Here is a 21683-nt window from a genome sequence, read left to right as displayed (position 1 = left end):
CTCCTTGAATAATAAGAAGCGATAAGGTTAGCGGTTTGAGGGCGTCATGGGCAGGTAGGGTTGGATTGGCGCTTACAATCTTCCCCCGTTTGATGCCAATGCATCAACTCAGGCAATAATCCATTACCTTCAAGCGCTGAAAATGCAAATACATAGCACTCACAATGCTCCGATAATGCTTGTATAAGTTCAATAAAACTCTTGGGCAAACTGGCCACACCAAAAATACATAACGTCTTGGGCAATGGAAAAGTACGTTCTTTTACGGCACTTAGTAAAGCCAGCTCTTGTTGAGAACGAAACTGTTCTTCACTTTTATCGGACAGTAGATTCCACATGGCCTTTTGCCAAGGCTCGTCTTCCCCCAACCCCAAGCTATTTCCTACTTGCCATTCACTTAACCAATCACCTCTATACACCTGGTAAAGATCAAAGATACGGCTTATTTTACCTGCTAATACCATGCGATCAGAATCACAGCAGTTATTAAGGTAGTGACCTAACCGAGTAAAATTAACATTCAGAGCAGCGTCATCCAGTATTTTACGTATAGAGAAAAGCATCACCTCAGAAGAAAAATCACTCTGCTCGGTCAATTCCTTTTCCGCTTTGCGCAATAAAGACCAAGCGTACTTAGCTGGTAATACCGGATCTAAATTGACGCTAATGCCCTTTGATGTAGCCACTTGTTGCTGCAACCATCGACCGATCGCCTTATTGGGCACAACAACAGGCGTTTTAGTAAATACGGGGGCGGATAATGAAGACGTAATTTTAAGGTATTCATTCACTAATACTTTAAAATTTCTAGATGTATAGAGATGTAGCATTTCTCTTCCTTTTGAAATATTCCATAAACATAAAAATCAGCAACTTAAAACTCATAGTTGCCCATCACAACAATACCGTTACCCTCTTCAACCATGCTGCGCGCAATCTCAACGACACGGTGTTGGCCTTCAGTTACTGCCACTACCATCGATAAGATCACCAACCATGATAAAGTTTCGCTCAGAGTGTCTGTACCCTTTTTGAAAAGGCTCGTATCCAATATCAGATAGTAACTGCTCAAACTCAACACTATGACCGTGTATGTCACCGACTAAATCAACAGCTTTACTCATATGGGGCTCTTTTAAACAGTGTTTCCTTCAACATTTCTTGACAGAAAGTTTGACTTTATTTGTCTTTGGAAATATCTCTAGCATGCTACATTGAAATAAGCGATCATCAAATTTTAAAGCTGTGTGGATATTTCCACTTTCGTCAAATAAAAGAGAGATTTCATGAGGAGATAGCGCTTGGTATCGAATAGAAGCGGAGCTATCGACAAATTTAACATTAATATGACATTCACCTTGATTTGAAAACAAGGTTAAGTACTCTAACTCTTCATTGGTAGGATGATGACTTTTTGAAAAATCATTGTAAAATCTATCATTCGTATCATAAGCACTAGCATTTATAAAACTGCTACTGCTTTCTTTTACTACTAAAATATTAATAAGTTGATGCATTGAGTTAATTGATAGTTTCTTTACATTATAGACAATCCCATTCATATAAAACGATTTTCTAAAACCACTATCATCCAGTAGGAGGTCAATTAATCGACATGACTGCAAAAAACCCGTCGAAATAAATTCTCTTCCTTGACAAATATCAATTTTATAATGCGTAAACCTGTTTATAAAGTCATCAATTGGAGCTATTGAATCAGTAACCATAAAACCTCTTAAATTTCATTAAACTTCGTTTAAAACAAGATCTCGATAAAAAATATAAAGGCTACCACCGAAATTTATTTAAATGCAAACTTGTAGCGCACTTTAATAAAGGTAAAAGCTATCTACTTAAGACTAAGAAAATAGACAGATTATTTTTAAGTTCAATACTCCCCAAACCCCAATACTACAGACAGCCTATTTGCGTATTGCTGAATAGTTTCTAAAGATTCGTCAATGTGATCAAAGCGATGCGATCCACCCTCGAATATCAAAGTCTGTATATCAGGTAACAACCGTACGGTTTCTCTGTAATCAATAAGCTCGTCACCCTTATCCAGTAGAAGAAGCCCATGCTGCTTTTCCAGTGCCATTTGGTCGTATTCTTCCACTATACTTTCTTCTAAGTGATAAGGCCTGCCATAGTAGTCAACGCCTTCACCAATGTACTTACTAAGAGTGGTTCTAGGGCTCATCGCTGGATTGATCATGACATAAGGAAGACCAACCATTAGACCAACTTCGGCAGAAAAATACCCGCCCATTGACGTACCAACTAATAACTCAATGTCTTTCTGGATGATAACGTCTCGTAATTGTTGAGTAATAACTGATCTGCGATCGGTGTAGTCAATGTCTATTCCGTAAACGACCCCAAGAGAGGACAGACTTTTTACCTTATCCGATTGGGGCTTAAACTTTGAACCAAATCCGTGGATGTACAATATTTTCATTGCCGATTACTCCATTTTTAAATGAGCGATTGACTAACATACTAAATACATACAACGAAACATAACGTTCACATGATAATGAAAATAATTTACTTGCTTTCATATCTATGGAGTATGTATTTATTATCCATGCTGATTGACTACTTTTTTTAGTAAGGACAATAAAAATAAAGCATGGCTAAGCACAACCAATGTTATTTCTTCTTCATCTTTCTTTGCAAGGTATCTCAGTTCGCAACACTCCACGATCACACCTAAGTTTTGCCGACGCCTTAACGTCTCAGATGAAAAAATCGGTGACCAAGACAATTTATTACTTATTTCCTCCCATTGAACTTTCTCATTTATTGGCACTTTGCATACTCGACTATTGCCGTCCCATGCATTTCCCCAAAGCAATAACAATTGATGCTGTTCACCCTTATCCAAAGATAAAAGTTTGGCTAAAAGCGACCAAAAGCTTTGATTTAACAAATAAGCTTTGGCTGCTTTTGGACGATACGGCTTAGGAAGCAAAATATTTTCCTCCCGAGCGGGTATTGAAAAGGCTCGGTAACCAACATCTCGCTGTAATGTATCCTGAAAGGCACTCCAAACGTGATTAACAAAGCTAGTTTCAAGATCAGCTTTTTCAATTACATATTGAGCTTGCTCAGAATGAAGATCAATTTTTAGATTCTTAGAGGAAAAAGTTAAGTTTTCTAGCACTCGCAACGAGCGCTCTATATCTTTGATCATTTCCAATTGCGCTGTAACTGTGTCTATCATGACGTTACTAAGTTCAAGTTCCGGAAAATCGATTCCACTATTATTGATAAGGTTGGACACAGCACTGCTCTTGATTAAATCCTCAATTACACAATATGAAGCGGATAAACCAGTTTTATTTTTTTGTCGAAAAAGCTGCTCTTTAGACGTTTGTACAAGAGCGTATAAATCGCTGTCTAAGGTTTTAAGGGACCTAAATGTCTGCTCTACTGAAAGCCAACGCCAATAGCCAGTTAAATGAATATAGTTATTGGTAGTTGTCGTCGCTGAACTGTGGCCAACCATCTGTGCCAGTGCAGGTAACAAAGCATGACGTGTTGACGGATTACCTATAGTCACTTGAAAAAAGCTTTCTTGAAACTCCGCGAAACTACCGCATGGCAACCACCTTTTGATGGATAATGCAATCGGATCTGCTTGGTTATCACTTAGTTGCAGGGCAGTTGCAACAAAATTAATACCCGCATGACGACAATCATAAAGACGCGTATTTTTATCGCCTGTTGCCAATTGAAGCGCCTCTGTTACCCGATTAAATGTTTTATCCATGCTCCGAATGCGTCTAGGAAATAGGGAATCATAAAACAATGGCGGGTTATCACCCTGCCTTTTTGCTTCCTCAACGAAAGCCTGAATTCGATCATGCTCAGCTTCTGTCATCAAAATCTTGTAGGGGATTCGCCTGTTACCCTTAACCGTCTTGGTACTACCAAAAACATTACTGCGAATTGAGCATAGACCACTATGGGCACACCAATCGTTTACTCGCAAACGTCGGATCTCTCCACGCCTTGCCATTAATCGATAACTAATTACTAAAGCTACAATACAAGCCTCACGAGCTGATGGAGTGAAATATGGATCATTTTCTAATAGACAAATCGCCCTTTCATACTCCACATGTGTAATGATATTTCTGGTGATCTCTTCGTCGGTTAGTGGTACATCAAGGTCTTGCCAATCTATCTTAGGAAACTGAAAATATTTGCGACATTGCTTATGGAAGTCCATTAATCGGTTCGATCTAGTCTTGGCGTGAGTCTCCTCACCCATATCGATCACTGCTTGATAGACATCAATAAGATCGTCGTAATCTAAAGATAACAGCGACTTATTCGCACATAGCTCGCACAATGCAGGACCTATTGTAGACAAGTAAGTTTTGATTGTTGATACTGCCAGCCATGTGTTTCTTTTTCCTTTCCGACAGGCTGCCTCAAGCAACCAAGTAAGGATTAGAACAATGATTTCAGGTAACGAATTGGAACTGTTTACTAATTCAGTAACAGAAGTGCGAGACTCTTTACCATCGCTGATTAAACGATTCCAAAAGACTAGAATCCCCCTCTTTGAATTATTATTACAATCATCAAGTGCTTGAAGTAAGTCTTTAAAAAACGCTTTATAAAACACTTTATCTTTAGTCGCTTTATACGTCCTTTTTTCAATAACCTGTTCTTGAACAGCAGATAATTCCTGAGTATTGTTGAGTGGAAAATACTGTGTTGGCGAGATTAATCGTTCTAGAGCATGCGCCGATAAATCTTTGGTTTTAACCTTTTTTTGCCGTAGGCCAAACAAAACACCACTTTCGTACTGACGAGGACTGATGCTGATATGTTTGAAGAAGTCAGAAACACTCCAAGTTTCAGTTTTAAACTCACATACTGCAGCGCTAGTAAAATCCAACAAAGATTTCGTTACGCTGTTTAAATTATTTTTAACATTACTTTCTTTCAAAACCTCCAGACGCCGATCAAGCTCCTGAATATTAAATTGAACCTTATTTGAGTTAGAATTATTCAATAATAGAATCAATAGCGTACTCGTAACACCAGCAAAAATAACAGGTTGCTTTAAAATTTCACCCGTAAGATAATGATCAACATAGGTTATATTCTCTATTTTTAAGATTTTCTCAGCACTGGATCTAAAAAACTTAATGATAGAATCTTGACCATCAAAAATAATTGACAGCAGCAAAGCTGTCTTCAAATCATCTTCATTTTGAGGCCTACGATCACTAAATATTGATCTAACCAGCTCAATAAATTGAGGAAAGAAGATACTATAAACATCCTCGGCAATGTGCATTCTATATGGGAAAACGGTTTCAATTTTGGGGCTTTTAAGATAAACGCCTTTGAGTAGATTTTCAAACGCCTCATCATCCAACTGTTCTCCATTATCATCAACAATTAGCATTTCTAATTGCTTCAAGGCTTCTTCGTGTATGAAAGGTTGATGAGAAAGCTTCTTATTAATAAGCTCATATATGGAGTCATTAGAATCTTTTATTTCTGCCATGATGCTAACTAAAGCATTATTTGCTGACTCTTTCGTCGTTTCAGAGTTATTACCATTAATTGTTTCTGGTAAAAAAGATGCGATATTGAGATTTTTGTCGTTACTAAATTTTGTACGCCTTAAATTCACAAAGCCGAGTATGCCCAAAACGTCCTGAATTATTTCTCGATGCTGATTTTGCTCATCATCATGTAAGCTCCTTAAGGATGTATTCTGGAAATAATTAAGAGCAGAGGAAACATGACCCATCTGATGATCTAAATATCCACTTGATTGAGCTTGCAGAAGCATAGTTTGATAAGATAACTGTCTAAGGGCGTTCTGAGGCAACGTCCAGTCGGAGCCTAAAAACAAGGATATCTGCGAGGTTTCTGCGGTTTTAAGTGTATTACTATCCGTCCAACAACCAAGGAAAGGGCTATTTCCTTTCCTTGATAATGAAGCTGATAATATTTTATAAAAAGGATGCCCTATTACTATTAAGCGCTTAATAATTTGCTCAATCCAACCTTTTGTATTTTTAATTTGAGCTGTCATTACCTCTGGGACCGCAATGACGCGAGCCGCACTTTCACCAAAGAAAATTTTGTCTGCAATTAATACCTGCGTATAATCATGATTCCAACAGGAATGCTCAATAAAAACTGAATTATGTCGGCGATGACTAGTAGCACAAGCGAACATAGTGACAGTATAAGAAGCGACTAAATTATAAATATGTTTCAATTGCTCTGGATCTTTTTCACTTTTTACTGTCAACAGGAGCTCGTTTAAAACATTTATGTTATAAACTAACCTTTCTTTAAAAGAATCAGCTGAAATAGATAGGCGAGATCCTACCGTACCTGTTTGACCAATAGCCTTAACATTGGATGTCTCAACTGGTGTAAATAAACTTATTGCTTGAGCATACAATAGCTGAAGATGTTCAGCACTAGCAGCCATGTAGTAATGTCTAGTGGAATTAGAAAAGCTGTTGTTTGCAAAAATCAACGACGCAATATGTTGCCCAAACTGATCTGCAATGCGAGCAAACAGAGAATAGCGAAGAGCTCTTCTACTAATTGGTCTGTGTGATTGACCCAATTCTCGAATTTCTCTACATGCACTATTAAGAAACTCTTTTGCTTGTTTTTCGTCACTAAGGTTGAGCCAAGTCTTGACAGTGCATTGAGGTGAATCCAGCACCACACCAGACATAATTTGGTTAAAAATCAGAGGAATGGGCAGTGCTAACCATTCGTTATGCTCATTTAGCCAAGGTAAGTGTTCTTCTGTAGGAGTAAAACAATTTTGAACATCTAATTCTTTACGCCAGTAAACATTCGCCTCAAGATCGATGACACCATAGGCAGCCTTATCACTCATTATTGACTCTACTTCAGCGGTTGAACTAGTAACATTTAGACCCAATATTTCATGCTCTTTTAACGTAGTGAGCATAGCTAATGATACTAATACAGATGATATTGAGCTGGACGTTGAACGTAGCCACAGCTGAACACCATATATCTCAAGTAATGAAAGACGCACCGGGCTAAGCAGCAGGCCAAGTTGCTCTCTAGTTTCAATAATTTGATTTCGAAATAAATCTCGCTGTGCTGATCGGATAGGAAATACCGAATTATCATCTAACTCAATGATCTGAGTTTCTTCGGGGTCATCTATCGTCAATTCACTGCCAAAAAAAGGCAATGGCTGCGTGTGAACCTGTGGTTTATGGTGTTGTTTCTTTCGAGGTAGGATAATTTTAACAGGTGGGCGACTTTTTAACTGAACAAAAATATACCAACCTCTTTTAACTTCTTTTAAAAAAGAACCTTTTAGTTTATTCCTCTTAAAGTCTATATTGACTATATATTCTATCGACTCTAACAGCCCAAATTCCTTGGGAACTTCAAACAACTCTTTTGGGGGGTTAGCAATTAATCGTCTAATATCTCGAGCAGCTTCCATTATAGTGGATGATGAATTAATACGTACACCATCACTAAATAATGAAATAAAAACTGATATTTTCAAAAAGCAAACAATCTGCTTGCAATCATCATTAATATGTTGATGTTTCATAGCTGCCAAGGATGAAATTGCATAAGCTACAAGTTTATTTCTCGTATTATTTAATAGTAAGCTTTCGTCATAGTTGTCAAAAGGCTCAATTCCTACCTGACTTTCTATGAAAGATATTGGGCCTAGTAAATCCTTAGCAATACCAGCATCATAAAATAATCTAATATAGCAACGTATAGCGGAGTTGTGGCAAATTGCCGTAATATCATCCGGCCAGCGAGATATGAAAAGATCTAAGTCAAACATTGTTAAGCTCTATCTGTTCATTTCGGAATGAGCAGAAAGAGATTAAATTAAATTTCTTGCCAACTTGCTCTTTTACAACAAAATTAAAAATCACACTTTTTGATAAAATTCCATCAGCATATTTTTGATGAAATTTATTAAACTCTTCTGGACTTAAAACTATATTTTTTTTCTTCTCAGTATCAGTCAAAACCGCTATCTGATTTAATTCGAAATCTATAGCTTTAACTCTATAACCGATTAACTCTATTGAGTTATTATCAACTTTTGGAATTGGCTTAGGCGGCTCCACAGGAAAATGTATTTGAACTGTGTCATGCCCTTCAACTTCGACTGTAAAAGACTGACCTTCAGATAAAGTATGAAGTATTTTTGCTGACTCATATGAATCTTGAACGCAACCACAACCAGCTGCTTCGTACGCAGAATTATCAATCATTTGTTTTTGTTTAATTAAATTATGACTATTAGATTGATTGATTTGAAAGTATCCATAAACCTCATCACAGACTATCTTTTTTATAGGGTCGGATAGGTCTAAGGAGTTTGCATTTGCATCAAACCGATAAATAATTTCAAAATACTGATTAGGTGTTACGCTAAGGGTAAATCGGTCACTTTCAAGCTTAAGACCTGCTTTTCTTTTTTCTACCTTTTTCAACTCACTGTTGTTTGAAATTCTAGCAATGCAACCGAATAGCTTTCCGGATGAATTTGTGTCTTTATTACCTGAATTACCAAACAACGAAAACAAGACAGCCCCTGTTTCCGGATCTACAGAAATACCTTTAATTTTGAGATTCACCTTACAGATTACTGCACCCAAGTTCATTTCCGCCATACGCACTCCAGCATTAAAGTACAAAAATCAATCAGTTGACTTTTCGATACTAACAGAAGGAACACAAAATAACAGGGTGAATACAAAAACCTGCGTCACCATGTGACGCATGAGAGAAAGGTTTATCTTAATTGATAGGTTATATAGATGCGCTTAGGATGGCTTTAGCGTGTTCATGGATTTTTTCACGCCATTCAACAGGCTCTATGACGTTGATCTGTGAGCCATGACTTAAAACCCACATAAATGTTTGCTGATCATTAGGAATAGTAACAATTAGCTCATACGAATCAGAACTATCTGACAGCCTTAACTCTTGATCAAAACCTAGAGGTGTCTCCAGCAGCGTCTGAGCCAATTCCTTCTTGATGGTAGCGTAAAGCTGAACATCGTAACTTAACCCTTCAGACATTCTCACACCAAACCCACCCTTAGAAATATGATCTTGAATTTTAAAACTAGGTACTGAGCGATAGGGTTGATCAGATTTTTTTGCTTGTAAAAATCTATGTAGTGCAAAGTGCGCAATATCTTGATGGTCATTTGCTGACCCAACTAAATAGCTCACACTATGACGAATAATCATCCCATAAGGATGAATGACGTAGCTCTTCGGTTCACCCTCCCCGCGTTTGTTATATACAACGTCTAATGCGTAGCCTTCGAGCAAAGCAAGGGATAGATTCCACCAAATTCTATCGTCTACTTTTGCAGGGATCAAAGGTTTTCCATTTGGCAATGAAGCAACACGCTTTGTCCAGTCGACAAGACTATTTTGCCTTAAGCCATCTAAGTAATTCTGAGCAGCTTCAAAATACTGATTGAGCTGTTCCATTACAATTTTTGGGAGTAGACCTGAAAATTGATCTCGAGCAAGAACCCACGTCAAAGCCGTAGCGGTATCCATAGATTCAAAGTTGATAGGACTATTACCTTTAAAACTCCACTTATACATAGGCATTGAAGTATCACAGTTTAAATTGAACTGCTTGGTTAACACTTTAAGATCCCTCTGTAGAGTACGGGCAGGTACATTAAACCCCTTCCCTTCTAACACAGTTTGTATTGTTGCCGTCGACATAGCACGATCTGGTGTATTTGGAATAGCTCTTAAAATCTCTATTTGACGAAATAATGCATTGTTATTAATGCCCACTATCTATCCCTCTGATTAAGAGCAAAAACCATACGCAAGCGCTCAGTAAAAATAAACTCACTCAAAAAACATCAACAAAAAAATGACTTGTTCTAGGCATTTTGGTCACATAAAGTTTTTGACTACAACAGATCTGACCAATCACCCCTAACGAGTAATTTCAATATTATTCAGTAAGTTACGTTGGTAAAGAAAAAAACACTTTAGATACATTAAAGTCGTTTAGTGTCCAATATGATTATAGAATAATTGTGACCACATATATCATGATTTTTTTCTAGACCAAAACAAGCGAAGGTCAAAATAAGCTCAAAAAGCGAACAAATCAGCGATTTTGTTTGGCAATTAGAAAACTCAAAATATTCAATTTGGTCACAATATGGTCACAGATTCGCCACATGGAAATCTGAAGTGATTTTTTGATTTACTAGATAGGAGTATTTATAATGAAAAGTAGAGTTAATTGATTTTGAAAAATCTTATTATTTCAATAAGTTAGCTTGAATTACAGCTTAAGGGTAAGGATCAAAAAGTTGGTGGGTGTGGAGGGGTTCGAACCCCCGACATTCGCCTTGTAAGGGCGACGCTCTCCCAACTGAGCTACACACCCAACTTTTTTATTCCATCTTAAATGATGGCGGAATGGACGGGACTCGAACCCGCGACCCCCTGCGTGACAGGCAGGTATTCTAACCAACTGAACTACCACTCCGTATAACTTTTAATCATTGAATAGCTTTTGCAGTGCTGCTCAACTGAAAAAGAATTATAAGCATTTATTATTATTTATCAACAACTTAATTATGTATTTAAGCCAAAAAATCAATTAAGTGTGAGCTGTTTAAAAATCACGCATTTAATAGTTACAAAGTCACTCAAACAGTGAAAATCGCTGATTTAGTTTGATATTCAACAGTTACCTTATCTATTTCCAAGGCCGCTTTATTCAAGCCATCCATCATGATGACTAAATCTTCTATCGCTTTCGCGGCGTCGCTTACTTGGTGATTAATACTGCGCAACTCAGAGACTTGGTGCTCTGTATCTTTTACCACAGAAATACTTGAGGTGTGGATAACCGCAACATCCTCTGCACTTTTCAATAACCCTTGAGAGATATCCAGTGCATGTTGCACGCCGACTTGAGTTCGCTCTTTTCCAGAGATAATTGACTTCGACGTGTTTGCCACACTCGTATTTAAATTCGATAACACGCTTTCAATTTCATCAGTTGTATCACTTGAACGCTGTGCTAATGTTCTTACTTCATCAGCGACAACTGCAAAACCTCGCCCTGTCTCACCCGCTCTTGCAGCTTCAATGGCCGCATTTAATGCTAGCAGATTTGTTTGATCCGAAATACTTCTAATAGATTGTAATAATTGACTGATGGAGTCCACATCAGTCATAAGAGTCGCCAGCGATTTAGATACCCCGTCCATATTCTCTGACAGTAGTGTCATATCTGTCATTACATGCTTAGCACGTTCACTGTCTGAAATTGTGGCTTTTTTCAACTCTGTGACCATGGTGGCAGAATGTGAACTGTTAGTTGAAACCTGCTCCATCGAACTGGAAACATGGACTGAACTTTGTTCAACCTGCTGGAATCGCACATTATTATCATGTGCGTTTTGATTTGCCTTAGTACCGATGGCAACCACATCCTGACTGGCCGATGTTAAAGCAATGGCAATTTTTTTAAAGTCTTCAAATAAAGAAGACAGATCAGACAACAAAGTATTCAACGCCTCTTCCGCTTGAGAGGTAGGATTATCAACCCTTAAAGCAAGGTTTTTAGTTACGGATACTTGCTGTATAACAGCAGCCACCTTGTTATTCGCCAAAGTTTGCTTTGTCATAATATGAGCCATGTAGATAAGAACACACGCCTCACCGATAGCAAAACCACAATGAATAAACATAATTGACATATGATGATGACCTGCAAATACAGTGATCGGCATATTGCCAATGTGAACGCCCGCCATTTGTATATACATAAAAGCAACATGATATATTGCCGTTGTCAGCAGCGCCGCAATAATAGGCTGCCATTTCTGATAGATAAGCAAAATCACCATGCTAGCAAAGATATGAAAATGCATTTCTGTCAGACCAAGCTGGCTCTGAATTAGCAAAGATGAGACTACCATGATCAAAATACCTGCGATCACGGAAAAAGCCATAGATCCTTTAAACAGAGAATATGTAGTTTGCGTTGTTACAAAAAGAGCAATAGAAGCGTATAGGGTAAAAGTAAATAGCCCTTCTCCCACTAACCCGCTTATGAGTAGTATAGGAATTTGGGCAAGTAGGAAGCGGTATAGCAGAAGGTCTTTTTGTTTAATTGAAGTGTCTTGTGTTGTCATAGAGCGACCACCCTTTGTATATTGAAGTGTCTTGTGTTGTCATAGAGCGACCACCCTTTGTATTAGGATTTATAATTATAATCATAGGTAACAGGTGATGTGCTTTCGCTAGAAATCAAACGCTAATATGATGATTTTAAATTCAGTATAATAGAATAGTTCAAAAATAGGATGCATCCATGCATATTTTCTACATAATGAATACATTAATTAACAATCTTTTCCTTGATGAGAAAATCAATGAGTTTTTGACTGTGCGATTCAATGTTATCAACAGAATCATGACCAGCTCCATCTACCTCAATTAAGCTTACATGAGATAAATGGCCATCAGCAATGATAGCTCGTGAGTCTTCTATGGGAACGACTCTATCCACATTGCCATGAACCAGCAATACTGGGCATTTCACACTACGAATTGTGTTGATCGGTGCGATGTCGTTAAAACGACTACCAATAACCCACTCCACATAACGCAAAATGGATGGTCGCATGATCGAAGGGAGATGAACGCTTTTTAAGTAACGTTGCATCATCCATGTTGGGTGCGCAAAAGCTGAGATACTAATAACGGCAGCGACGTCATTCGTTCTTGAAGAGGCTAACAACACCGCAGCACCGCCAACAGAATGCCCTAAAAGTACGATTTTTTGTGATGCCATGGGGTGTGTTTTTTTCAACCAATCTACGACACTTTGTGTGTCCTCTGCAAAACGTGGTAAGGAAGAAAAAGTGTCCGATTCACTACCCCCATGACTACGAGCATCAAACAGCAAAACATTCATACCTGCAGCATGGAAGGGGGACGCAAGAGGAAGCATCATACCTGCATTACTGCCCCAACCATGCAAAATCACTACTGTGACTTCTGATTCATGAACTGGAAGAAACCATGTCGACAGCTTTTTAGCGTTTTTAGTCGGGACAAAAACAGTGCTATAGGCAACACCTAGCTTTGTTTCAGGCGTCTCAGTATTGCTTATCCGAGGCGCTCGAAAACCAACATGGATCGCCAGCATAAATATCACAACGCAAGCTAATAAGATTACTGCAAGCACAAAAAGGAAATTCATAGGCATCCATAAAGCAACACAAGCGTTAGACCGGTGTATAACCCTCTAGCATCACATCGTAGATTGGTCTTAATAATGATTTTTCCATCACCCAAGACAGCTTACTTTTCTTCAATGGATCCACTACCTCAAAAGGCAATGCTGTCACTGGCTGAAGTGTGTAATCAAACTCCCAAAGCATCGCGTGACCCACATCTAAAATCATTGGGCAAGAAGTATAACAATCCCACTTAGCAGGCGGCTCTACACCGCGAATCATAGCGGTTAGATTGGTTGCTACAACCGGAAGTTGAGCTTTTACAGACGCTGCGGTTTTGCCAATCGGTGTCCCTGCTGTATCGCCTAATCCAAATACATTGGGATAACGCTTATGTTGAAGGGTGTATTTATCAACTTCTAAATATCCTTTAAAGTCATTACTATCCGCAAGAACAGAGTTACGAACAGCTGGAATCGCCGACATAGGTGGCGTTACATGAATAAAGTCCCACTCTTTTTGATACTCTTCACCCGATACGGTTGTGAATACTGCTTGTTTAGTTTGCGTATCAATGGATTTTAAATCGTGTTCGTAATGATAGGCAATCTGCCTCTCTTGCCAAATCTCTTGCAGGCGCTCATCAAACACTTTCACACTAAACAAAAAATTCTCAGCGGTCATGTAGTCGAAATTAAAACGCTCTCGCTGCCCCGACTCCCTAACAAAATACTCAACCAAGTTGGTCGCTTTCAAAGGAGCACCAGCGCATTTAAGCGAACCATGTGGACGAGTAAAGATGGCATTACCACCTTTTGATTGAGCAAATTCCAATGCTTGTCGATGGCTTGCAATACCTGCTTCAGGGCTATGGTAAATACAAGTAAGGCCATCTTTTCCTATTTGCTCTGGGTCAAAACCTTCAATCAGATCGTAACGCAACTCTAACCCTGTCGACACAATAAGATAATCGTATGCCAAAGTACCGCTCTTGCCCGTTAGTATTTGATTATTATCAGGATCAAATTCTGTGACAGAATCCTCGACCCAACGTACGTTTGCGTCCATATATTCTTTATTAGTGCTAATCACGTCTTCACGTGAATCGTACACACCAGCCAAAAGCAGAGTTTGTCCAGGCTGGTACCAATGGTATGGACGAGGATCAACAACTGTAATCTGCGCACCATTAAGGTACATTTGCAGCTTGTTCGCGATAGCAATACCTGCCGCACCACCACCCGCGATGACGATCTTGGCATTAGTGTCTTGCTTATTAAGCTCCCAACTTATAATACCAGTGGCTGAGACTGCGCCTAAAGTAGCACCAGAAATGAGAAGGTTACGTCGGCTGATGGCCATAATTAATCTGCCTTATTCTGCAGTGTTACACAGAAAAAAAGTGTTGTTATTAAAATAGTATTTCGGTGTGTTTTCGCGAAAAACACCGACGATCATTACTTATCTGTACGATAAATTTTATCGGTATTAGGCTTAGAACCCCATGATAGGCCTTCATTTTGCCAACCATTTTTTACACGTAAACCGCGTTGTTCTCCCTCTTTTACGCTGCTTCCTTGAAACCCATGGATAACATAACGAGCATTTTCAAAACCATTGTTTTGTAGAAATTCAGCACTTGGCAAACCACGCTCACTGCCAGAACGACACATAGTAATTATGGTCGCATCCTCACTAAGGCCTTTTTGTGCTAAAGCCGCTTTCACTTCTTCAACGAAATTGGGGTTACGATGCAGGCGGAAACGTTGCTTTTCTTCATCCCAGTCATTTCGGTCTACGATTAAATATGGAATGTTAATATCCACTGCATCAGTAAAACCTATAAACATGATTTCAACTGGATCCCGAACATCAATAAACAACACATCATCACTTTGTTGGAGCAAAGCGTAGGTATCCTGAGCACTTATTCCAACAGTGTCTGCTTGAACTTGCCAAACGGGTAGTGCTAAAGCACTGAAAAGTAGTGCATTTTTGAGAAATTTATCCATAACTCTCACCTTATAATCAGTTTTATGTATCTTTAATTGTTCTACTAAAACACCAAACCAAATCAAAAACAGTTCGATTCCTATATATCATTATAAAATGATATATCATAAAAAACTAATACAGATACTACTTAAGTCAATTTTACGATGATTAATTGATTTTATGGATAAAAAAAAACGGACTGAGTAAACTCAAGTCCGTCTTGTTTACACTACGCAAAATCCGTTTAATTAAGCTGAGCCAACGCTCCTTCCACATCAGCAATAATGTCTTCAATGTCTTCAAGCCCGACGGAAACACGAATCAAGCCTTCTGTAATTCCGGCTTTGGCTTTTTCTTCGTCCGATAAGCGACCGTGAGTTGTTGTTGCTGGGTGGGTTACTAAGGTCTTAGTGTCTCCCAAGTTTCCAGTTATAGACATTAGCTTAGCTGCATTGATCACTTTCCAAGCCGCTTCTCGTCCACCTTCAACTTCAAAAGAGAGCAAACCACCAAAGTCTTTTTGTTGCTGCTTGGCAAGCTCGTGATACTTATGACTTGGTAAACCGCCATAATTGACTTTTTGTACTTTAGAATGACCTTCTAAAAATGTTGCCAACTTCATAGCATTAGAAGAATGAGCTGTCATCCTAAGAGACAGTGTTTCTAATCCATTCAATAACACCCAAGCATTGAAGGGGCTCATACAGGGGCCGGCACTACGCATAAAAGCAGTAAATACATCAACAATTTCTTGGCGAGAAATGAGAGCGCCGCCTAAACAGCGGCCTTGTCCGTCGATGAATTTTGTCGCCGACTGCATAACAATATCAGCACCCTGGGTGATAGGATTTTGTAAGGCTGGTGTTGCCAACACAGTATCTACACATAAAAGTGCCCCTTTAGCATGAGCCAACTCAGCAACACGAGCCACATCGACTACTTCATACAAAGGGTTAGAAGGCGTTTCAAAGTAACAAAGTCGTGTTTTACCGTTGATTGCTTCTTCCCAAGCTACATAATCAGTCGCATCAACGAAAACCACTTCTACACCAAACTTCACGGTATAGGCATTAAAAAACTTTACTGTAGAACCAAAAATATTGCGTGAACACACCACTCTATCGCCAGCACTTAATAAGCTGTAGGCGAGAGTCATTAATGCCGCCATACCAGAACTGGTCGCAATGGCCGCCTCCGCTTTTTCTAAGGTCGCCAAACGCTTTTCAAATAATTCTACCGTTGGGTTTGTAAAACGCGAATACACATTACCCTCTTCGTCACCAGAGAACTTACCAGCCGCCTCTTCTGCACTGGCGTAGGCAAAACTCGATGTCATAAAAATGGCTTCGCTGTTTTCTTGCTCTTGTGTTTGACGAATACCTGCACGGATCGCATTGGTGGCATCTTTATAGTCTGACATTCTTTCACTCCAAACCGAGTCTTTTATGAGGGTTTTAAAACACGTAAGCCAGGATCAACCTGGCTTACTGTTACACTTTTATAACATTCACCAACCCTACATAGGGTGCATCATGTCATTACTTTGCATATCTTCGATGGATGTTTTGTTCTGGTCGTTACGAGCCCCTTCGATACCAGCTAGGTAAGCTTCATCAATATTGCCTGTGATGTAAGTGGCATCGAAAACAGACGTATCGAACTCACGCACATCAGAATGCTTTTCATCAATGCAAGCATCTATAAGGTCTTGAAGATCTTGGAATATAAGCTTATCAGCACCAATCAATTCACAAATTTGGTCAACATTACGACCATGGGCAATCAACTCAGTAGCGGCCGGCATATCAATACCATAGACATTAGGGTAGCGAACTTCGGGCGCAGCAGAGGCGATGTAGACTTTCTTCGCACCGGCTTCTCTCGCCATTTCAATAATCTCTTTACTGGTAGTACCACGAACAATTGAATCGTCCACTAACAATACAGTTTTATCTTTAAACTCAAATGGCACAGGGTTCAATTTCTGACGCACTGATTTCTTACGAATTTCCTGACCAGGCATAATAAAGGTGCGACCAATGTAACGGTTTTTCACCAAGCCTTCACGGAAAGGAATGTTCAAGGCTTGCGCAATCTGCAAGGCTGCAGTACGACTTGTATCAGGAATTGGGATAACCACATCAATATCATGGTCCTGCCACTCACGTTGAATTTTCTCTGCCAAACGATCACCCATGTTGATACGAGCCTTGTACACAGAAATACTGTCAATAACGGTATCTGGTCGAGCAAAATACACGTATTCAAAAAGGCACGGACGTGGTGCTTTTTTGGGTGTGCACTGGCGCACATGAACATTGTGTTTTAAGTCAAAAAAGATGGCTTCACCTGGGCGAATGTCGCGTTCAATAGTAAAGCCTGCCGCATCCAAGGCAACACTCTCAGACGCCACCATGTACTCAACGCCCTCTTCAGTTTGTCTTGAGCCATAAATGAGCGGGCGAATACCGTCTGGATCACGAAATGCCAAAATACCATAGCCAGTAATGAGGGCGACGACAGCGAACCCCCCTTCAATACGCTGATATACACGTTCCAGCGAGTTAAAAATATCTTCTGGAGAAGGGATAAATTTCCCTTCTTGATGCAGTTCGTGGGCCAGCACATTCAACAAAACTTCAGAATCTGACGTGGTATTGATATGGCGTAAATCAGACTCAAAGATCTCGCGCTTTAACTTTGCCGTGTTGGTCAAGTTACCATTGTGTGCCAATGAAATACCGTAGGGAGAATTCACGTAAAAAGGCTGAGCTTCGGCTGAACTAGACGTACCAGCCGTTGGGTAACGTACATGCCCAATACCTATGTTACCGTAAAGTTTTTTCATATGACGAGTGCGAAATACTTCACTCACCGGACCATTGTCTTTGCGTAAGCACAAACGACCATTATGGCTTGTCACCATACCCGCCGCGTCTTGCCCGCGATGCTGAAGAAGAGTTAACGCATCAAAAATGGCTTGATTTACCACAGACGTGCCTACGACACCAACGATACCACACATGTTCTAGATCCTCGTGTTGGGGAGTTGCGACCCGAAGGCCACAGGATGTTTAACGATTTGATGGTTAAAATACGTAACTAATTACCTAGAGCGCGGTCAATAAGAGACGAATCTATTAAATCCGAGCTCTTGCCTAACATATCTCGCGTCCAGTCATTCAATTGACCCAGTTCAGGTATCAGTTGAGAGGTTTGCCAAAATTCGGTTTTTTCGATGGCTGGGCTTAAACTCAGTAGCGACACAAAAGCCACCACAATTAAACTACCACGAGCAAAACCAAACAGCATGCCGAGCACACGATCTGTACTCGATAATCCTGTCACCTGAATAAGAGAGCCTAATAAATAGCTAACTAAAACGCCGACGACCAAGGTAGCGACAAATAAGGATACAAAAGCAACAATATAGCGAATCTGATCATTTTGAACTTGGTCAAGCAACAAGGCCTGCATCTGATCTGAAAACTTAACAGCAACGACGAAAGCTATCACCCATGTGAGCAGAGACAGTACTTCTTTTACAAAGCCTCTTTTTAGGCTCAACATCGTCGACAAAATAACCACAGCGACAATTAACCAGTCGATGGTTGACAATGCACTTACTTGATCCATGTATACCTCTAAAAATTGCAGCGCAGTTTAACAGATGGAAATCGTTTTCCAACTACTGCCTTAAAAAACATGAATTAATTCACTAAGTATTTGATGACTATACCGTTCAGTTTGAACGTTTTCTTAATATCTTCACGCATCTTTTCTGACGTAGAACGCTTAAACTCGGGGCCGACATAGACCTTGTATAAAGAATTTGTCGTTACGCTATAAGCGTCGTAATTCGCTGCCTTAAGTTTTTCGACCAGTCGAAAAGTATTGTCTTTACTTTTAAAGGTGGCAATTTGAACAGTCCAACGTTCAGCAGCAGGCTCTACCTTGGTTGTTGATACTTGAGGTTCATCTCGCACCAACCTTTTTACATCGGTAGCAGGTTTTGGAACCGGGATAAGTTGAATATCAGCCGTGTCTAAATCTTCAGACCGGCTTGATTCACTTTCAGCAAGTCTTTTCTGACCATTGACTGGCAAGCTGTCAACAGGCTGAACCGGTGCAATATCAATGACAGGAAAATTGGGAGGGGAAGTTACCTGCACTTGTACATCCAGTTCTGCAGGTCGCTCACCATCTAACACCAAGGGCAAAACAATGGCCGCAGATAACACCATAATACCGGCGCCAATGAGTCTGTATGTGATGGTTTTATCTATCATAGACTACCCTTTAGAAGCACTTAACGCCAAATAATCCGAGACAGTTACGAAAGAGCCAAACACAATAATAGCGCGCTCCTCCTCAGTCGCTATCTTAAGCGCGGCATCAAAAGCTGAGGATACAGAAGAAAAAGCCTCCGCCTTTACCGTACCGGCTTCTGCAAAAGTTTTTAAAGCATGAAGCAACTCGCCAGCTTTTGCACCCCGAGCACCGCCTAAATCAGCACAGAACCACTGAGAAAAATGACCACCAAGATGTTGCATCACACTGTTAATGTCTTTGTCTTTTAACATGCCGCATACGGCAATAGGCGCTTTTGATAATCGACCAATACGTTGCACCAATTCCAGTGCGGCTTCTGGGTTGTGAGCCACATCAATATAGACATCAGGGGACGATGAGACCTGCTGAAATCGCCCAGTAAGTTGAGCCGTACTGAACAGGGTAGCAAGATCGTCAAACGTAAGATCAAACCCCATGTAAGACAACACAGCAATGACGGTAGCCGCATTTTGCAAAGGTAAATTAGGTAAAGGTAGGTTTTGAAATTCGATTCCGTTCCCTTGCCAAGACCAAGATGTTGCTTGCTGCGTGAAGTGGAAATCACGTCCTTTCTGACGAAGGTGGGCACCAATGCTAGTGGCGGTTGTTTCTATCGTCGATGGCGGATTGACCACGCCGCTTACAAGCAATTTACCTTCTCTGGCGATACCAGTTTTTTCTTGAGCGATAATATCAATGTTATCGCCCAGCCAATCTGTATGATCCAAGGCGATCGAGGTCACAACAGCTACGTCAGTATCAATCATATTGACCGAATCTAAACGACCACCCAAACCAACTTCTAATACCCAATAGTCCAATTCAGATTGATCGAAAATCCACAAGGCCGCCAGCGTACTGAATTCAAAGTAAGTTAACGGTGTGTCTTCACGAGCGGCTTCAATCACTTCAAAAGCGCGGCACAATAATTCATCGCTGCAAGGCAAGTTATTCAGGGCAATACGCTCATTAAAAGCGATAAAGTGTGGCGAGGTATAGGTGCCCACAGAAAAACCTTGTGAACACAAATATTGGGTTAACATGGCACAGGTAGAACCTTTGCCATTGGTCCCCGCTACCGTGATCACTTTGTTTTTTGGTCGCGATAAGTTAAGTCGATGAAGAACTTGTCTCCCCCTTTCTAGACCTAGTTCGATCTCAGAGGGATGTTGACTCTCAATGTATGAGAGCCAACTGTTTAATGACGTAGGCGCCATCGAATTAGGCTACCTTATGAGTAAGCATAGAAAGAATATTGAACAAGCGGCTGCGCATCTCATCACGTTTGATGATCATGTCTAACGCCCCTTTTTCTAGCAAAAACTCACTACGCTGAAAACCTTCAGGCAATTTCTCACGAACCGTCTGTTCGATAACACGTGGGCCGGCGAAGCCAATTAAAGCGTTAGGCTCAGCAACGTTCAAATCACCCAGCATTGCCAAAGACGCTGACACACCACCGAACACAGGATCTGTCATCACGGAAATATACGGAATCCCTTCTTGTTTCATGCGCTCCAGTCCTGCACTGGTTTTCGCCATTTGCATCAATGAAATAAGCGCTTCTTGCATACGCGCACCACCACTGGCAGAAAAGCATACCAAAGGAATACGTTTTTCAAGGCACACATTAACAGCTTGAATGAAGCGTTCCCCCACAATGGCTCCCATGGAACCACCTAAGAAGCGAAACTCAAACGCAACCGCAACAACAGGCATACCATTGAGTGTACCCTGCATAGCAACCAAAGCATCTTTCTCACCCGTTGCCTTTTGCGCATCAGCCAAGCGGTCTTTATAACGCTTAGAGTCTTTAAATTTCAATTTATCTTCAGGTTCAAGGTGTGAAGCAATTTCCTGACGATCCTCTTTGTCTAAGAAAATGTCCAATCGACGACGAGCGCCAACGCGCATGTGATGGCTGCACTTGGGGCAAACATCTAAATTCTTTTCCAGCTCTGGGCGATAAAGTACGTTTTCGCACTTAGGGCACTTTTTCCACAGTCCTTCTGGAACAGAACCAGACGCATTGCGTTTTGATTCGCTACGTACAATCGATGGAACAAATTTATCTAACCAGCTACTCAT

16 protein-coding genes and 2 tRNA genes are annotated in these 21683 nt (G+C 40.2%); all 18 read right to left on the bottom strand.

From position 1 onward, the window contains the following. Positions 1–44: 44 nt before the first annotated feature. Positions 45–830: an exodeoxyribonuclease V subunit gamma gene (locus J9B83_RS13395; protein WP_211537339.1), complete on the bottom strand. Its 786-nt coding sequence runs from the start codon at positions 828–830 to the stop codon at positions 45–47. Positions 831–1151: 321 nt separating this feature from the next. Beyond that, positions 1152–1727, bottom strand: coding sequence for a hypothetical protein (locus tag J9B83_RS13390; protein ID WP_211537338.1), 576 nt, complete (start codon positions 1725–1727; stop codon positions 1152–1154). Positions 1728–1888: 161 nt separating this feature from the next. Continuing rightward, the gene (locus J9B83_RS13385; RefSeq protein WP_211537337.1) at positions 1889–2458 is read right to left on the bottom strand and encodes a YqiA/YcfP family alpha/beta fold hydrolase; all 570 of its coding nucleotides are present in this window, start codon (positions 2456–2458) and stop codon (positions 1889–1891) included. Positions 2459–2581: 123 nt separating this feature from the next. Beyond that, entirely contained in the window at positions 2582–7849 is a 5268-nt protein-coding gene (locus J9B83_RS13380) for a site-specific integrase (protein ID WP_211537336.1), read from the bottom strand. After that, positions 7842–8690, bottom strand: coding sequence for a hypothetical protein (locus J9B83_RS13375; RefSeq protein ID WP_211537335.1), 849 nt, complete (start codon positions 8688–8690; stop codon positions 7842–7844). The genes J9B83_RS13380 and J9B83_RS13375 overlap by 8 nt, the downstream gene beginning before the upstream one ends. Positions 8691–8829: 139 nt before the next feature. Next, positions 8830–9846, bottom strand: a complete 1017-nt coding sequence (locus J9B83_RS13370; protein ID WP_211537334.1) for a helix-turn-helix transcriptional regulator — start codon at positions 9844–9846, stop codon at positions 8830–8832. A 534-nt stretch (positions 9847–10380) separates the two neighbouring features. Next, positions 10381–10456: transfer RNA gene (locus J9B83_RS13365), tRNA-Val, on the bottom strand. A gap of 25 nt (positions 10457–10481) precedes the next feature. Next, positions 10482–10558, bottom strand: a tRNA-Asp gene (locus tag J9B83_RS13360). Positions 10559–10721: 163 nt separating this feature from the next. Beyond that, positions 10722–12218 (bottom strand): methyl-accepting chemotaxis protein, encoded by a 1497-nt coding sequence (locus J9B83_RS13355; RefSeq protein ID WP_211537333.1) that lies wholly within the window; start codon positions 12216–12218, stop codon positions 10722–10724. A 206-nt stretch (positions 12219–12424) separates the two neighbouring features. Continuing rightward, positions 12425–13291 carry an alpha/beta hydrolase gene (locus J9B83_RS13350; protein ID WP_211537332.1) on the bottom strand — a complete coding sequence of 289 codons (867 nt, stop codon included), beginning with the start codon at positions 13289–13291 and terminating at the stop codon, positions 12425–12427. 25 nt (positions 13292–13316) lie between these two features. Next, positions 13317–14630: an NAD(P)/FAD-dependent oxidoreductase gene (locus J9B83_RS13345; RefSeq protein WP_211537331.1), complete on the bottom strand. Its 1314-nt coding sequence runs from the start codon at positions 14628–14630 to the stop codon at positions 13317–13319. Between the two features lie 95 nt (positions 14631–14725). After that, positions 14726–15280: a rhodanese-like domain-containing protein gene (locus J9B83_RS13340; protein WP_211537330.1), complete on the bottom strand. Its 555-nt coding sequence runs from the start codon at positions 15278–15280 to the stop codon at positions 14726–14728. Positions 15281–15507: 227 nt separating this feature from the next. Beyond that, entirely contained in the window at positions 15508–16683 is a 1176-nt protein-coding gene (locus tag J9B83_RS13335; RefSeq protein ID WP_211537329.1) for an O-succinylhomoserine sulfhydrylase, read from the bottom strand. A 96-nt stretch (positions 16684–16779) separates the two neighbouring features. Next, positions 16780–18288 carry an amidophosphoribosyltransferase gene (gene purF / locus J9B83_RS13330; protein WP_211537328.1) on the bottom strand — a complete coding sequence of 503 codons (1509 nt, stop codon included), beginning with the start codon at positions 18286–18288 and terminating at the stop codon, positions 16780–16782. 77 nt (positions 18289–18365) lie between these two features. Further along, on the bottom strand, positions 18366–18899 hold the full coding sequence (locus tag J9B83_RS13325) for a CvpA family protein (protein ID WP_211537327.1): 534 nt from the start codon (positions 18897–18899) through the stop codon (positions 18366–18368). 74 nt (positions 18900–18973) lie between these two features. Continuing rightward, entirely contained in the window at positions 18974–19552 is a 579-nt protein-coding gene (locus tag J9B83_RS13320; RefSeq protein ID WP_236037306.1) for an SPOR domain-containing protein, read from the bottom strand. Positions 19553–19555: 3 nt separating this feature from the next. Continuing rightward, positions 19556–20812 (bottom strand): bifunctional tetrahydrofolate synthase/dihydrofolate synthase, encoded by a 1257-nt coding sequence (folC, locus tag J9B83_RS13315; protein ID WP_211537326.1) that lies wholly within the window; start codon positions 20810–20812, stop codon positions 19556–19558. Positions 20813–20816: 4 nt separating this feature from the next. Further along, entirely contained in the window at positions 20817–21683 is an 867-nt protein-coding gene (gene accD / locus J9B83_RS13310) for an acetyl-CoA carboxylase, carboxyltransferase subunit beta (RefSeq protein ID WP_211537325.1), read from the bottom strand.

It is taken from the genome of Marinomonas vulgaris (assembly GCF_018145875.1).
Classification (GTDB): domain Bacteria; phylum Pseudomonadota; class Gammaproteobacteria; order Pseudomonadales; family Marinomonadaceae; genus Marinomonas; species Marinomonas vulgaris.
This window is presented reverse-complemented; position numbering and strand designations above follow the sequence as displayed.